The 15082-nt window shown below is 58.3% G+C and carries 13 protein-coding genes; 6 read left to right on the top strand and 7 right to left on the bottom strand.

Annotation, left to right across the window (positions count from 1 at the left end; genetic code table 11):
* Positions 1-273 precede the first annotated feature (273 nt).
* Positions 274-1173 carry a DMT family transporter gene (locus tag SHIM_RS11005; protein WP_054002691.1) on the top strand — a complete coding sequence of 300 codons (900 nt, stop codon included), beginning with the start codon at positions 274-276 and terminating at the stop codon, positions 1171-1173.
* A gap of 3 nt (positions 1174-1176) precedes the next feature.
* Here the strand turns inward: SHIM_RS11005 and SHIM_RS11000 are convergent, their stop codons facing one another.
* The 3 genes from SHIM_RS11000 to SHIM_RS10990 form a co-directional block, all read right to left on the bottom strand.
* Entirely contained in the window at positions 1177-3459 is a 2283-nt protein-coding gene (locus tag SHIM_RS11000) for a glycosyl hydrolase family 28-related protein (protein WP_054002690.1), read from the bottom strand.
* 154 nt (positions 3460-3613) lie between these two features.
* Complete coding sequence (locus SHIM_RS10995) at positions 3614-4033, bottom strand: DUF4864 domain-containing protein (protein ID WP_054002689.1); 420 nt, start codon at positions 4031-4033, stop codon at positions 3614-3616.
* A 148-nt stretch (positions 4034-4181) separates the two neighbouring features.
* Positions 4182-5825: a lysine--tRNA ligase gene (locus SHIM_RS10990; RefSeq protein ID WP_054002688.1), complete on the bottom strand. Its 1644-nt coding sequence runs from the start codon at positions 5823-5825 to the stop codon at positions 4182-4184.
* 123 nt (positions 5826-5948) lie between these two features.
* Here SHIM_RS10990 and SHIM_RS10985 point away from each other — a divergent pair, with 123 nt between their 5' ends.
* Positions 5949-6377, top strand: a complete 429-nt coding sequence (locus SHIM_RS10985; RefSeq protein WP_054002687.1) for a tellurite resistance TerB family protein — start codon at positions 5949-5951, stop codon at positions 6375-6377.
* Positions 6378-6405: 28 nt separating this feature from the next.
* Here the strand turns inward: SHIM_RS10985 and SHIM_RS10980 are convergent, their stop codons facing one another.
* Positions 6406-8028 (bottom strand): response regulator, encoded by a 1623-nt coding sequence (locus SHIM_RS10980; protein WP_241488837.1) that lies wholly within the window; start codon positions 8026-8028, stop codon positions 6406-6408.
* Positions 8029-8304: 276 nt separating this feature from the next.
* Between SHIM_RS10980 and SHIM_RS10975 the strand changes: the two genes are divergently transcribed.
* Complete coding sequence (locus SHIM_RS10975) at positions 8305-8511, top strand: cold-shock protein (protein ID WP_054002685.1); 207 nt, start codon at positions 8305-8307, stop codon at positions 8509-8511.
* Positions 8512-8616: 105 nt separating this feature from the next.
* Here the strand turns inward: SHIM_RS10975 and SHIM_RS10970 are convergent, their stop codons facing one another.
* Together SHIM_RS10970 and dacB are read right to left on the bottom strand one after the other, a co-directional pair.
* Positions 8617-9111: an AAA family ATPase gene (locus SHIM_RS10970; RefSeq protein WP_054002684.1), complete on the bottom strand. Its 495-nt coding sequence runs from the start codon at positions 9109-9111 to the stop codon at positions 8617-8619.
* A 1-nt stretch (position 9112) separates the two neighbouring features.
* Positions 9113-10603 (bottom strand): D-alanyl-D-alanine carboxypeptidase/D-alanyl-D-alanine endopeptidase, encoded by a 1491-nt coding sequence (gene dacB, locus SHIM_RS10965; protein WP_054002683.1) that lies wholly within the window; start codon positions 10601-10603, stop codon positions 9113-9115.
* A 129-nt stretch (positions 10604-10732) separates the two neighbouring features.
* Here dacB and SHIM_RS10960 point away from each other — a divergent pair, with 129 nt between their 5' ends.
* Positions 10733-11554, top strand: a complete 822-nt coding sequence (locus SHIM_RS10960; RefSeq protein WP_241488836.1) for a DMT family transporter — start codon at positions 10733-10735, stop codon at positions 11552-11554.
* Here SHIM_RS10960 and SHIM_RS10955 read toward each other — a convergent pair.
* A complete protein-coding gene (locus tag SHIM_RS10955; RefSeq protein WP_054002946.1) occupies positions 11551-12150 on the bottom strand; it encodes a nicotinate-nucleotide adenylyltransferase in 600 nt (199 codons plus the stop codon). The two genes, SHIM_RS10960 and SHIM_RS10955, sit on opposite strands and share 4 nt — an antisense overlap.
* Positions 12151-12257: 107 nt before the next feature.
* Between SHIM_RS10955 and SHIM_RS10950 the strand changes: the two genes are divergently transcribed.
* Together SHIM_RS10950 and ettA are read left to right on the top strand one after the other, a co-directional pair.
* A complete protein-coding gene (locus SHIM_RS10950; RefSeq protein WP_054002681.1) occupies positions 12258-13133 on the top strand; it encodes a bifunctional helix-turn-helix transcriptional regulator/GNAT family N-acetyltransferase in 876 nt (291 codons plus the stop codon).
* A 189-nt stretch (positions 13134-13322) separates the two neighbouring features.
* Complete coding sequence (gene ettA, locus SHIM_RS10945; protein WP_054002680.1) at positions 13323-14978, top strand: energy-dependent translational throttle protein EttA; 1656 nt, start codon at positions 13323-13325, stop codon at positions 14976-14978.
* Positions 14979-15082: the final 104 nt, after the last annotated feature.

Genomic DNA, 15082 nt, shown 5'->3' with positions numbered 1-15082 from the left:
TTTCGTCAACAGTCATGGAAGGTTTTGCGCCGTTTTCAGACACAGGGGATCAAAGGCCGGTTACGCGCAAAGGCGTCGGCGTCGCTCAGACAGGATATCTCGTCGTTTGATCATGGCGATTGCCTAGACTGAAAGGCGGCAAATGGGAACCCCCTTCTTTCGCTTTGCGCAACCGACCCCGCATTCATCCGTTTCGGGCGAACAAACCGCCGCCACTTATAGACGTGTGGCGCAACGCTTGCCCTCCGGCAACACCCCGCTCATAAGCACTCCATGACCGCCCCAACCCCACCCCGCTCAAATCCCGCCCTCGCCGCCGCCTTGACGCTGGCGGCATCCGCTTTTGCGGCCGGCACGACCCTGCTTGCCAAGGCGCTTGGCACCGACGCGCTTGGTGCCCCTTTGCACCCTTTGCAGATCAGCCACGGACGGTTCCTCTTTGCGTTTCTGATTTTCTCCACCGCAGCAACGCTCCTGCGGCCGCAGTTCACGCGCCCCAACTGGCGGCTTCACATCGGGCGCTCCTCGCTCGGCTGGGGCGGAGTGACCCTGATGTTTGCTGCGGCCGCTTTTATCCCGCTGTCAGATGCCACAGCGATCAGTTTCCTGAACCCGGTCGTCGCCATGCTGCTGGCGATTCCGTTTCTCGGAGAACGCATCGGCCCATGGCGTTGGGGATCTGCAGCGCTGGCGTTTGGCGGCGCCATTGTTCTGACCCGCCCGGGGTCCGGCGCACTGGAACTTGGCGCGCTACTTGCGCTTGGCGCGGCCTGTGCGCTGGGTGCCGAAGTGATTTTCATAAAACTGCTGTCCGGCCGCGAAAAGCCCTTCCAAATCCTGTTGGTCAACAACGCCATCGGCCTTGTGATTTCCACCATTGCTGCGGCCTTCATCTGGCAAACGCCAAACGCCGCCCAATGGGCGGCGCTTGCGGGCATCGGCGCGTTGATGGCCTCGGCCCAAACCTGTTTCGTCAACGCCATGCGCATGGCCGACGCCAGCTTTGTGTCGCCGTTTTTCTACACAACACTGGCGTTTGCAGCGCTTTATGATGCTCTGGTCTTCACCGTTCTGCCCGACACCATATCTTGGATCGGCGCCGCCATGATCCTTACTGCTGCCGGCATTCTGGTCTGGCGCGAAGCCCGCCCCAGAATGCGGCAAATCCCCTAACGCCTAGTCCATGCGCACAATCACCGTCATGTTCCCGGCATAGCTCTCCGCCCACCGCAGATCGACTTCACTGCCATCGCTGCCTTGTTCCAAATTCACATTGGGCATGTCGTAGGCCGTGACATTGGACGTATCCTTCAGCTTGGACGTGGCCACCAACCCGTCCACGCCACGCGCACGCCCGCCAAACGGCAATTTGCCTTCGGTGCGCACCGTCCACGTGCTCTGATGTGAATTCTGGTCATGCTGCACCCTCAGTGGATTGTGCGCGGCGGTCACGACATTGTGGAACGTATTGCCGGTGAACAGGACATTTTTGCCTTTGCTCATATCGAGATCGGAAAAACTCGTGTCCACCCGATCCACCCGATCAATGGTGCCATTGATCGACCGGAACTTGTTGCCCGTCACATTGAGGCCGGTGAAAAAATGCCCGATCCCATGCGGTTTAATCACGATATAGCCAAACCAAGGCGCAACATCCCCTGACAGAAAAACATTGTCCGTAATCGACAGCGACCCAAACGAGAACCCACCGGTGAAATCCGGCTCGCTGTCATATTCGTTTGACCATTCCAGAAACGCGTTATCGACATAGTTCCCGTCAAACGTCGCCGACGTGAACCCCTGCGCAAACACGATCCCCGCCGTGCGCACCCCATCTGGCTCGTCATCGCCTTGAAAGAAGTGGTTGCCCGTCACCATGGCGTTTTCTCCGCCAATCACTGCGAAATGGCGGAACTGGCTGGCACGGTTGTTGCGCAATTTGAAATCATTGGCGTTGCAATTGATGCCAACGCTAATCCGGTCCTGTGAGCGCGTACCGCCCTCGTTTGTGATGAATTGACAGCGATCCACCAACAGCCCCTGACAACCTTCTCCGGGCGACGAGATCCCGCGATGCTTCGGCCTTGTGAAGAAACAGTCGCGCACATGAAACGCCACACCGGACGGCGACAACAAAATCCCGTTTGCCTTGGAATTGCACTGAAACTCGATGTCAGACACGGAAAAAGCGCTGATCTTGGAAAACCCGCTGAAGTCAAAGATGTATTTGAACCGCGTAAAGGTGAAATTCTGCGTGCCTGCCGCATCATAAAGCGGCTGACTCAACGTGACTTCCTGCGTCGCCACATTCACCTCCCGAACGTAGACCTCCCGCCCCACACCATTGCCCGACACCAGCGATCCAACTTGAATATTTGCCGCGTTGCTGACATTGCGCAGACGCCGCCCCTCGCTTGTGGAATAGGTCGCCTGACTTGTCACAACGTCCGGCTCCCAAGCGCTGTCGCCCGAGACGTAGAATTGCCCGTTCGCAATATGTCGCCGCTGCGCATAGCTGCCCCGATTGGGCACCGCTGCCTGCAAATCAATCGGCTCGGTTATGGTGATGCGCCGCCCGCCCAGATCAAGGCTCTCATGATCGGCGTTGTTCAGCATCGCCTGAAACGCCTTCTTAAATGCCAACTCCTCGTTGCCAAACGCGTTGATATAAGTCGGCAGATCAAAATTCTTGGTCAGCGAAAAAATCGACCCTGTGCCCATCGTAACGGTGCCTTCAAACACCACAGGGTTTTCAAACGTCACACTGCTGCCAAGAAAGAACTCCCCTTCAGACACCAGCACACGCTTGCCGTCCGCCGCCGCATCCGCCGCTTCAAAGGCCGCGGCGCAATCCGTGCTGCCGTTGCCCACGGCGCCAAAATCCTTCACATCGACCCAGTTCATCATATCGCGGTAAAACTCGCCAGTGATGTCCTCGATCCTGATGTCATCCACCCGCACAACGCCGCCATTGGATCCGGTCAGATCCAGACCAAAATGACCATAGGCCGGCGTGGTGCCCCAAATCATATCAACACCACCGCGCGCGCCACTGCCGACGATCGCGCTCAGCTCCACAACAGAACCGTAGGTCTGCAAGGTCTCGCTGTTGCCAAGTTCAGTTAGCCCGTTGACGTGTGCGCCCCCCGCCGTCGCAGCCCAGCCGGCGATGCGCACGTTCGGAAGGTTGCCGCTGATCGCTTTCACCCGCGCGGTGATGCGCAGATAACACCCCGGCAAAATCGGCGTCTGCGCCATATACCGCAGTTTCTGAGTGCTCTCGGTTTTCAAAAGCTCAAGACACCCGCCAAAATCGCTGTCCGCCGGCACAAAGGCCGCGTTGCTCGCCCCGTCATATGTGTCAGAGCCCGGCGTGCCATTCTCACTGGACCACACATCCAGCCCACCCGCAAAAGCCGTTGGCATCAACACCAGCCCGTCGGTAATCGCCTTGTTCATCTTGCCCTTTCCGCGCCCGGCACCACCATGCAAGACGTCCCATATCCACAACCCGTGCGCCCGAATTCAAGGCGACACCAAGGGCATAGCGCGCAAGGCTTTAACGCGCGGCTTGACCACCGCGCGTTGCCGCAAGCTCAAATGTTGTGAAACGTCAGGCGCTTTCCGGCGCACCTACCAAAGTCACGGCCGCAATCCGCCATCCCGCCTCAGTTGGCACCATGAGATAGTCCAACGCGAAGAATGCCCCAGCACCATCGCGCACCAAAACCCGCTGCCACACAGCTCCGCCATCCTGACGCATCGCGCCAAACCGCACCTCTGCGGGGCGGTGCACCATCGGATAGCCCCGCTTGACCATTTCGCCAAAGTTTTCAGCCGTGCCGAACATCCGGCGGATGTTGTCTGCGGCATATCCAAAGGCCGCCACATAATCATCGCTCTGAAAAGCCCGCATTTGCTGATCAATCACCGCTTCAATCTGCGGCGCAACCCCGTCTTTACCGTTTTGCTCGGCGCCCGCCCCAACGGCAAAGCCAATCACAATCAAAAACGTCAGCAGCATCTGTTTCATCACACGTCCTCCTACCCAAGACTACGCACCACCACTCGTTTCAGATCATCCTCCCCCTTGACGCACACGCCAAAACGGCCAAAGGCCCGCCAAAGCGGACCCTTGCTAAACGTGTCTGCGCCACAAGGCGCAGCCCTTTGATCATCGCTTAGACGAGATCACCATCCAGTGCTTTGTTGATCAACTGACGGGTTTCTTCCACGCCATAAAGCGCGATGAACCCACCAAAACGCGGCCCTTGGCTCGCGCCCAACAGCACCTCGTAGATCGCTTTGAACCAATCACGCAGCGGCTCAAAGTTGTGGATTTTGCCAACAGCGAACACGATTGACTGCAAGAACTCCTCGTCGCTGAAATCCGGCTCGGGCAGCGGATCGTCGTTGCCAACAAGGTCGTTTTTGGCCGCAATCATCGCCAGTGCGGTCTCAGCCGAACCCAGCGCGCTGCACAAATCTTCCAGCGCGGCACGCTCTGGCTCTGTCGGCGCACGATACACTTTCGCAGGCTTCACAAAATCATTGAAATAGCGCACCGCATAACCCGCCGCCGCATCCATACCGGGATGCGTTTCAGCCGTCGCATCAGGCGCATATTTGTTGATAAAGCCCCACATCGCCGCCTTGTCCTCAGCCGAAGACGCGCTCGCCAGATTGAGCAGCATCGAGAAGCTGACGACCATATCGGATTCCGGCACGTCACCCGCGTGGATATGCCAAACAGGGTTGTTCAATTGCGCTTTCGCGTCTTGGGTGTGATAGGCACGCAGCTGCTGATGATATTCATCAACTGCTTTCGGGATCACATCAAAATGCATCCGCTTTGCCGTTTTCGGCTTCAGATACATAAAGTAGCTCAGGCTCTCGGTCGAGGCATAGGTCAGCCATTCGTCAATCGAGATGCCGTTGCCGGATGACTTGGAAATCTTCTGCCCTTTGTCGTCCAGGAACAGCTCATAAGAAAAGTGGTTCGGAGCGCGTCCGCCCAGAACCCGACAGATCGCATCATAGATTTTCTCGTTGGTGGCATGCTCCTTGCCGTACATTTCAAAGTCGACACCCAGCGCGGCCCAGCGCGCGCCAAAATCCGGCTTCCACTGCAACTTCACATTGCCGCCCGTCACCGGCACGGTCCACTCTTTGCCCGTATCGTCATCAAACGTCACCGTATAGGTCTCGGCACAGACCTTTTTCATCGGCACGTACATGACCCGACCGCTTTCGGGATGCAGCGGCAGGAAGATGGAATAGGTCGCCGCACGCTCTTCGCGCAATGACTTCAGCATGATCGCCATAACCTCGTCATAGCGTTCCACGGCCAGTTTCAGAATCTCGTCAAACTGTCCGGACTCATAAAATTCCTTGGCCGAGTAAAACTCATATTCAAAACCAAAGGTATCAAGGAACCGACGCAGCATCGCGTTGTTGTGGTCGCCAAAGCTGTCGTGCGTGCCAAACGGGTCCGGCACCGAGGTCAGCGGTCGCTGCAGGTGTTGCTCCAGAGCTTGCGGATTTGGCACGTTGCCCGGCACTTTGCGCATGCCGTCCAGATCATCGGAAAAACAGATCAAGCGCGTGGGCACATCGGAAATTGCCTCAAAGGCTTTGCGGATCATCGTCGTGCGCAAAACTTCGCCGAAAGTGCCGATATGCGGCAATCCTGACGGGCCATAGCCGGTCTCAAACAGAACGAATCCCTTCTTGTCCTTGCTTCCTTCATACCGTTTGAGCAGCCGGCGCGCTTCTTCAAAGGGCCAGGCTTTCGATACGAGGGCTGCTTCACGCAGGTCAGACATGGGTTTTCTCCGATTTTAGGAAGTCTTACCACACGCCGGAATGCGCGTGACAATCCGACGCTTCCTATTGCCCCTGACACTGGCAGTCAATAATCTGCACTGCAACACAGCCTTGCAAAGGAAATGACCGTGTCACAAGACTTGCCCCACGCCTTATCGCCACAAGACAGCCTCGTCGCTGTGATGATCGCCGTATCGGCCTCAGATGAAAACATCCGCACCGCTGAACTGCTAAAGATTCAGGTGGCTCTGAACAACCTGCCGGTCTTTGCCGAATACGACATCGACCGCCTACAGACCATCAGCCAGATCGTGTTTGACCTCTTTGAACAAGAAGACGGTCTCATGGCGCTGTTCGGGCTTGTGCGCGAAGGCCTCGACGAACGGCTTTACGAAACAGCATATGCGCTGGCCTGCGATGTGGCTGCTGCGGACGGCTCACTGGCCGAACCGGAATTGCGCCTGCTCGAAGAAATCCGCTACGAGCTGAACATCGACCGGCTGCACGCGGCCGGCATCGAACGCGGCGCGCGCGCCCGCCACATGGTGTGATCGCCGCATCCTGTTCTTGGCGTGAAGCTTAACCGTCAGTGCCCGCAGCCTCTGCTGCGGGACCTGCGGTTCCTTGCAGAATGGAAAACAAGGCGTCTTTGCGGAACGGCTTGCTGAGAAAGTCGTCCATGCCGGCGGCCAAACAATCCCGCACGTCCTTTGGTTGCGCGTTTGCGGTAAGGGCAATGATCCTGCCCTGCGCCCATCCGGCCGCCTGTTCATGCTGACGGATCAATTGGGTCGCCTCTAGCCCGCCCATCACCGGCATCGACAAATCCATCAGAACCAGATCGCAGGCGGCTGCCTTATACGCCTCAACGGCCTGCTGTCCATTTTCGACAACGCGTATGGTTACGCCCGTTTGCCCCAGCATCTTTTTGACGACCAACTGGTTGGTAAGATTGTCTTCTGCGACCAAGACTGTCATCCCGGACAAATCAGGCGGCGCCGTGTCGGGTTTTTGCGTCCCCGCTGAAAACCTTCCAACCTGCTGGGCTGTCTCTAGGATCGCTGCCCCCACGGCTGTCGGCTCCGACAAATCCAAATGCACAGAAAATGTTGTGCCTTTGCCAAGCGTACTTTGCAGCGTGATGTCACCGCCCATTCTTTCAACCAAAGCACGAGTGATCGCCAATCCAAGCCCAGTTCCGTCTTCGCGATGCACTCCGGGGTTTTCTACCTGCTCGAACGCGGAGTAAATAGTTTCCTGATGCGCCACCTCAATCCCGTGTCCCGTGTCCGCGACTGAGATTTTCAACGGCAAGTACCGCCCACGTTCCCCATAGTCCACGCGCACATCGATCTGGCCATGATCGGTGAATTTGACGGCATTGCCGATCAGGTTCGTCAAAATTTGTCGCAAACGGCCTTGGTCCCCGACAAACTCTTCCGGCATCGCGCTATCATAGTGAAACAACAACCTGACGCCTTTGCTTTCAGCTCCAATGCGCAACAACATGCAGATTTCCTCAACCAGAGCACGCAGTGAAAACGGGGCATCGTGTAGCGACAATTTCTCCGCCTGAATTTTGGAGAAATCCAACACGTCATTGATGATATCAAGCAGCGCATTTGCGGAATTGTAAATCGTATCCGCATAAAGCCCTTGGTTCTGATCCAGCGGCGTCTCGCGGAGGAGTTCGCACATCCCAATGATGCCATTCATTGGCGTGCGGATTTCATGGCTCACATTGGCCAGAAACTGTTCTTTGGCCTTGCTGGCCTCCTCCGCTTCTTCTTTGGCAACCTTGGTCAGCTCCAAAGCCGCATCGCGCTCTTTTTCCGAGGTCACGTCCATGGACGACCCGATCAAATGCGTCACTTTCCCAGCGTCGTCCAAATAGGGCACCAGCGTGGACCGCAGCAGCCCCAGCCGTTGCGCGAAGGGAATCACCACCTCATAAGACACCGGTCGCGCGGCCTGGATCACCTCCAAATGCTGGTTCAGCGCCTTCTTTCCTGCAACACCGCCATAAATTTCCAGCGCGGTTTTCCCAACAACCTTTTCAGGCGTCAAACCCGTCCACTCCAGACCAACATCGTTGATTTTGACATACCGAGGCAAACCGTCATCCGAAACTTTTAGAACAAAAACGGATATTTGCAGTGCGTCCATCAGGACAAAGGGATCCAAACCAAGGGGTTTTGTCACGGGCGCCTCCGACTAAGTCGACTGTTATTAACGGTAGTTATTTTCGGCTTAACTCAAACTCGTTATCAAATTCTTGCCATGCGCTTAAGAACACGAGCCGCAAAAAAATATTTCTGAACCCTTTCAATCGGTCCCCTAAGCTCCTATGTGACGCTTGCTAACGTTTTTCTTTTTCGACCACTGTCTCCCGTCATACGGCGGTCAGTCCTTCGATCCAGACCGACCACGCCACGCTGTCGCAATCATGCGGACAGGTTTTTTTAGGAGACTACGGATATGGCTACTGGCACCGTAAAATGGTTCAACACAACTAAAGGCTTCGGCTTCATCGCACCAGACGGCGGCAGCAAAGACGTGTTTGTACACATCTCTGCTGTTGAGCGCTCCGGCCTGACTGGCCTGGCAGACAACCAGAAAGTGACCTTTGACATCGAAGCAGGCCGTGACGGCCGCGAATCCGCGACAAACCTCGCACTGGCATAAGCCAACCTGCGAGCGTCGCGCACGCTTTGACAAAGACATGAAAACGCGGCCCTGCAATATGCGGGCCGCGTTTTTTCTTGCGCGCCAGTTGGGCCGCGTTGCGCGTCAGACGGCGGAATGCACAACCACCTCAAGACCTTCTTCGTCTGTTGGCGCCACAAAATGCTGCGCCAACTGATCAAACTGCGCCTCACTGACTGAAAACGGGTGGCTGCCTTTGGCGTTACGTTCCCGCAGCCGCGCTTTGCAAACTTCGTCGGGCACATCCAGATGATGCACTGTCGCCTGCACCTGTGCTTGTCGGGCCAGCCCCGCCATCCATGCCCGGCTTTCCAGCGTGTTGGCCTGAAAATCCAACACCACCGTCACGCCCGCCTTTAGCAAGTCCACCACATGTGGCCCGGCCACTTCACGCACCCGTTGCGAACATCGGACAAAATCGGCAATCGAACTCATTTGATCCCCGAAAAGGGTCGCCAACCATGCGTCCTCTGAAATCACAACCGCACCCGCCGCACGCGACAGCTGCGCGCACAAGGTCGATTTTCCGGCCGCCGGCTTGCCGCACAGCACATGCAATGTCGCGGTTTGGTTCATCATCTCACGCCCGATACACCGCGCCCCAGCGCTCAATCAGCTTTTGCTGCAATTTCTTGGACCGGCTATTATAAGTCCTCGCGCCTCTGGGCCGTTCCCGATCTGGCCCGATCAATCGCTCGCGTGCGCCGACGTCCGCGCCAAAAATCGCAAACGCCAGTTCGGTATTGCCCGGCCCCGAGATATACCCAGCCAGCGCGCTGACAAAATGCAACGTGCCGGTCTTGGCTTTAACCTCCAGCGGATGGCCCTTGTTGACGCGTCCGTTTTCGCCCCGCAACGCAATGTCTTTCAGGATCGGTTGCAGCACCTTCTGTTGCGACGCCTGCGCCAACACCAACGCAAATTCGTCTGCCCGTATTCGCGATGCCTCGCCAAGGCCCGAATGATCCACCAGACGGGCGCTTTGCAGACCCAACGTTTCTTCGGCCCACAGGTTCATCGCTTGTGCCGACGATTTCAAACTGGTGACCTGCGCCCCGCGCGCGTGGCTCGCAGCCATGCCAACCATTTCCGCCGTGATGTTGGTGGAATACTTCAGCATTCCTTTCAGAATCGTGCGCAGATCCAGACTCTGGTGTTGGGCTACAACGGAGCCAAACGGCGCGCCCTGCGTCACTTTCGGCGCCTTTAGCGTTATGCCATGCGACCGCGCCATCGTGCGAAACACTTCGCCCGCATAAAGCTCCGGCTGGCGCACCGGCAGCCACCGCGCCCCACCATTGGCCAAAGCACTGCGGGCCACGGTCCAGTGATCCTCTTTGCCCACAGCCTTATAGGTGTAAACCGGCACATCGCGATTGGAGATTTTCATCTTCGCTACCGTGACATCAGGTCGGTACTTGTTTGACCGCGCGTCCATCGACGTCACATAGCCATTGGCGCTGCGCTTCCATTCAAAATGTACGCGGTTGTAGTTCAGCGACAGACCGGAAACCGCCGGATTGTAACCGGCATGATCAGGCTGCTTCTTGTCGATCCGCGCGACGCGCGCCATCGCCCCGCCCCAAACCAAAAACCGACCTGTCACCCCGATGATACCCGCGGCCTTAAGACTGCGGGCCAAAGCCGCCAACGCGTTGGTGTCCAACGTCGGATCGCCCCCACCGCGCAGAACAAGGTCGCCCTGTATCACGCCGTTCTTCACCGGTCCCGTGGCCACAACTTTGGTCAAAAATCGATGCGTCGGCCCCAAATACTGCAACGCATAAAGCGCGGTCAGCGCCTTCGCCACGCTGGCGGGCGGCTGCGCACTTTGGGCACCATAACTTTCCAGCACCGCTGCATCGCCAACCCGCGCCACAGCAACGCTTACCTTGCCGCTGACACCTGCGTCTTTCAAAAGACGTTCGATGCCCGGCATGTTGACCACACCAAGCCCGTCCGGACGCGGCACCGGCCGCAACGATCTGGACGGCGGATTGGCCCAGCCAGGCGTCGCCAAACCGGCCGCCGCCAAACCCAAAAACACACGCCGTGAAACATCGTTACCCATGTGGCCAAGCCTACCCGCGCCCGCGCCTTGGTTTCAAGCGCTCAAACCGCAATTCTTCCTGTCATTTCCGCCATCTGGCGTGTAACGGCCTTCACTATGTGGAAACTTCCAGCCCTTATGTTTCTGGCGATGTCCCTAATCCCGGCCGGGGACGCCGCCGGCAAACTGATGACACAGGATCACGGCCTCAGCCCGATCTTTGTTGCATGGTCGCGCTTTGCTCTGGGCGCCTTACTCGCCCTGCCGCTGGTCCGCGCCGATACGTTTCGCCTCTTGGCGGACTGGCGCATCTGGTTGCGCGCGCTATTGCTGGTGGGCGGCATCACCTCGATCCAGTTTGCATTGGTCCGCGCGCCGCTGGCGGATGTTTTTGCCGCCTTCTTCATCGGCCCGATCTTCAGCTTTGCACTCTCCGCCCTGCTCTTGCGCGAACCCGTCACCCGGGTCCGCACCGTCCTCATGGTGCTTGGCTTTTTCGGTGTGCTGCTGGTGGTACGCCCTTCGCTCGGCGGTGACGGCCCGCTCCTGTCATCAGGGCGCAGTTTCGCGCTGATGGCCGGTCTGTTTTACGGCGCTTTCCTAACCGCCTCGCGCTGGCTGGCCACGGCCGCCCGCCCTGCTGACCTGTTGTTCACGCAGCTGTTTTTTGGCGCCATCGCTTTGACGCCTTTCGGGCTTGCTGTTTTGCCGGACATGACCGCATCGGTCGCTGGGCTAACCTTTGTCAGCGCCTCCTTCTCCGCACTTGGCAATTTACTACTGATCTATGCCTACACACGCGCCAATGCGTCCGAACTCGCGCCGTACGTCTACTTTCAACTCGCCAGCGCCGTGGCACTCGGCTGGGTGATTTTTGCGGACTTGCCGGATGCGCTCACTTGGGCGGGTCTGGCGCTCATAATCGCAGCAGGCCTCGCCTCAGCGATGCTTGCCAGTCGCAAACCGGCCTAACGCCATCGCCCCTTGGCGCGGATCTCGCTGGAACTTGCGTCATGCATTGGCAGGTTCACAAAACACCATGCCGGCGCCGTGCTGCGCCCCAACAGGTGCGACGCCCTTGGATGCAGCCGCGCTTGACGCATCACTCGCGCCGCCTTGCCGGTCCGGCCTGCAATCCGGTCACCAGGCCGCGCCAACACGCCAATCGGCACCCTCGATGCAATCTCACGCCAGTCTTTCCACAAATGAAACTGCGCCAGATTGTCCGCGCCCATCAGCCAGACAAACCGCGTCTGCGGGCACGCCGCCTGCAGCGCCATGATTGTGCGCGCCGTGTACCTTGTGCCAGCATGGGCTTCAAAATCGCTCACTTTGACCTGCGGATGATCCATGATCGCGCGCGCCGCCGCCATCCTGCGCCCGAGGTCGGCTGGCCCATGATCCTTCAACGGGTTTCCGGGGCTCACCAGCCACCAGACCTCGTCCAGACCAAACCGCTTCAAAGCCTCTTGGGTGATGTGCACATGCCCCGCGTGCGGCGGATCAAACGATCCCCCCAACAGACCAATAACACGGCCCCGTGGCGCATATGGCAACCCGTTCATCATCAAGGGTTTCTTGCCTTGCACCCGGGTCCTGTCAACCGGCAATTGCCTGCTTGACCTCATACATTAGTTGACTTATGTAAACAATTAAAGTTGACCGAGGTAAACCAATGTCCATCAATCCCATCACCCGCATCCGCCGTTTCAACCGTGCCGTTGTGCGCGAAACAGGTGTGCTTGACCAAAGCTATCTCGGTCGTGGCCGACCGCTTGGGCCTGCCCGCGTGCTGCATGCCATTGGCCCTGATGGCGCCGAACTGGAAACAGTCCGCAGCTATCTCGGCCTCGACAAAACCCTGCTCAGCCGGTTTTTGAAATCCCTTGTAGACGAAGGCATGGTGCTGCTGGAACAAGACCCCAACGACGGCCGCCGCCGCATCGCCTCCCTCACCGAAACAGGCCGCGCTGAACACACCGCCTACAACGCGCTCTCCGATGCACAGGCCAACGCCATCCTCTCCCGCCACCCCCGCGCCGACGCCCTGCTGGATGCGATGGACCTGATCGGCAGCGCACTCGGGCAGGACGAAATCACCTTCGAGGCGGTCGATCCACGCTCTGAAATCGCGCTCTATTGCTTGCATGAATACTACGCCGAACTCGACCGCCGCATCGACGTCGGCTTTGACGTGAACCTGTCTGCCGATCCCGACGCCACCGACATGATGCCGCCGCGCGGCACCTTTCTTTTGGCGATGTCAGACGGCCTGCCTTTGGGTTGTGTTGGCCTCAAAGGCACCGACAAAGGCTACGCTGAAATCAAACGCCTCTGGATCGCGCCCTCCGCGCGTGGACTGGGTTTGGCAAAACGCATGATGGAACAGGTCGAAGCTGCCGCACGTGATCTCGGCATTTCCCTACTGCGGCTCGACACAAACTCAAAGCTCGGCGAGGCGGTCAAACTTTATGAAACCAGCGGCTGGACCCCAATCGAGCGTTTCAACGAAGACCCCTATCCGGACGTGTTTTTTGAGCGGGCGGTGTGAAGCAGCCACCAAAGCCAAAGCAATGCTTTGGCTAGCGCCCGAACCGCCCCCACGGGGCGGGCGCTTCGCTTCCACCCCTCGGTTCGCGCACGCCGCGCAACCGTAAACACCAACCTCCATTGCCCCCGCCTGCTCCCTCCGCTATCACCTCTGCCAACCTAGAGTTTCCCCCATGACGGAGTCGTCCCAATGGCAGCCTATCAATACGTCTACCACATGCAGGGTGTGTCCAAGACCTACCCCGGTGGCAAGAAATGCTTTGAAAACATTCACCTGTCCTTCCTTCCCGGCGTGAAAATCGGTGTCGTCGGCGTCAACGGCGCCGGTAAGTCGACCCTGATGAAGATCATGGCTGGTCTGGATAAGGACTTCACCGGCGAGGCATGGGCCGCCGAAGGCGCGCGCGTTGGCTATCTGCCACAGGAGCCGAAACTGGACGACACCCTGTCGGTGCGCGAAAACGTGATGCTTGGCGTCGCAGCCAAAAAGGCCATACTGGATCGCTACAACGAACTGGCGATGAACTACAGCGACGAAACCGCTGAGGAAATGGCCGCCCTACAAGACGACATCGACGCCCAGAACCTCTGGGATCTCGACAGCCAGGTCGACATCTCGATGGAGGCCCTGCGCTGCCCGCCTGATGACGCCCGCATCGCCGACCTCTCGGGTGGTGAAGCCCGCCGTGTCGCTCTGTGCAAACTGCTGCTCGAAGCCCCCGAAATGCTGCTGCTCGATGAACCGACCAACCACTTGGACGCCGAAACCATCGCATGGCTGCAACAGCACCTGATCGACTACAAAGGAACGATCCTTTGCGTCACCCACGATCGCTATTTCCTCGACGACATCACCAGCTGGATTCTGGAACTCGATCGCGGCAAGGGCATCCCCTACGAAGGCAACTACTCCGCATGGCTGGAACAAAAAGCCAAACGTCTGGAGCAGGAAGCCCGCGAAGACAAATCCAAGCAACAAACGCTGCAACGCGAACTTGACTGGATGCGTCAGGGCCAAAAAGCTCGCCAAGCCAAATCCAAGGCCCGTATTTCGGCCTATAACGAGATGGCCAATCAGTCCGAGCGTGAAAAGGTCGGCCGCGCCCAGATCGTCATCCCCAACGGCCCGCGTCTTGGCTCCAAAGTGATCGAGGTCGCGGGCCTGTCCAAACACTATGGCGACAAGCAACTGATCGAGAACCTCGAATTCTCCCTGCCCCCGGGCGGCATTGTCGGCGTGATCGGCCCCAACGGCGCCGGTAAATCGACGCTGTTTAAAATGCTCACCGGTCAGGAACAGCCTGACGAGGGCTCTGTGGAATACGGCGACACTGTTAAACTCAGCTATGTCGACCAATCCCGTGACGACCTGAACGACAAAGACACCGTCTGGGAAGCCATCTCGGGCGGCGCGGAAATCATCGAACTTGGCGACGCCCAAGTGAACTCCCGCGCCTATTGCTCCTCGTTTAACTTCAAAGGCGGCGACCAGCAGAAACCATTGAACCTGCTGTCGGGCGGGGAACGCAACCGCGTGCACATGGCGCGTTTGCTCAAAGAAGGCGGCAACGTGCTGCTGCTCGATGAGCCGACCAACGATCTCGACGTCGAAACCCTCCGCGCGCTCGAAGACGCCTTGGTGGATTTCGCCGGCTGCGCCGTGGTCATCTCCCACGACCGTTTCTTCCTCGACCGCATCTGTACCCACATGCTCGCCTTCGAAGGCGATGCCCACGTGGAATGGTTCGAAGGCAACTTTGAGGACTATGAGGAAGACAAGAAACGCAGGCTTGGGGCGGATGCCTTGGAGCCAAAGCGGCTCAAGCACAAGAAGTTCAGCCGCTAGGTTGACCTTCTGGGGATTGCCGTTTGGCTCCAAAGAGTGCGTGGCAGGGTTTTGGCGCAGCCAACAACCCGTACGCCCCCCGGTGAGGCGGCTCGCAAACGCTG

It is taken from the genome of Shimia sp. SK013 (assembly GCF_001292625.1).
In the GTDB taxonomy this organism is placed as follows: domain Bacteria; phylum Pseudomonadota; class Alphaproteobacteria; order Rhodobacterales; family Rhodobacteraceae; genus Shimia.
Note: the sequence above shows the minus strand (reverse complement) of the source record. Positions and strands in the feature narration are given on the sequence as shown.

Coding starts and splice junctions, on each gene's coding strand:
- SHIM_RS10960 (WP_241488836.1), top strand. CDS start 10,733: ATGTCCCTAATCCCGGCCGGGGACGCCGCCGGCAAACTGATGACACAG.
- SHIM_RS10970 (WP_054002684.1), bottom strand. CDS start 9,111: ATGATGAACCAAACCGCGACATTGCATGTGCTGTGCGGCAAGCCGGCG.
- SHIM_RS10990 (WP_054002688.1), bottom strand. CDS start 5,825: ATGTCTGACCTGCGTGAAGCAGCCCTCGTATCGAAAGCCTGGCCCTTT.
- SHIM_RS10950 (WP_054002681.1), top strand. CDS start 12,258: ATGTCCATCAATCCCATCACCCGCATCCGCCGTTTCAACCGTGCCGTT.
- dacB (WP_054002683.1), bottom strand. CDS start 10,603: ATGGGTAACGATGTTTCACGGCGTGTGTTTTTGGGTTTGGCGGCGGCC.
- SHIM_RS10955 (WP_054002946.1), bottom strand. CDS start 12,150: ATGATGAACGGGTTGCCATATGCGCCACGGGGCCGTGTTATTGGTCTG.
- SHIM_RS11000 (WP_054002690.1), bottom strand. CDS start 3,459: ATGAACAAGGCGATTACCGACGGGCTGGTGTTGATGCCAACGGCTTTT.
- SHIM_RS10975 (WP_054002685.1), top strand. CDS start 8,305: ATGGCTACTGGCACCGTAAAATGGTTCAACACAACTAAAGGCTTCGGC.
- SHIM_RS10995 (WP_054002689.1), bottom strand. CDS start 4,033: ATGAAACAGATGCTGCTGACGTTTTTGATTGTGATTGGCTTTGCCGTT.
- SHIM_RS10985 (WP_054002687.1), top strand. CDS start 5,949: ATGACCGTGTCACAAGACTTGCCCCACGCCTTATCGCCACAAGACAGC.
- ettA (WP_054002680.1), top strand. CDS start 13,323: ATGGCAGCCTATCAATACGTCTACCACATGCAGGGTGTGTCCAAGACC.
- SHIM_RS11005 (WP_054002691.1), top strand. CDS start 274: ATGACCGCCCCAACCCCACCCCGCTCAAATCCCGCCCTCGCCGCCGCC.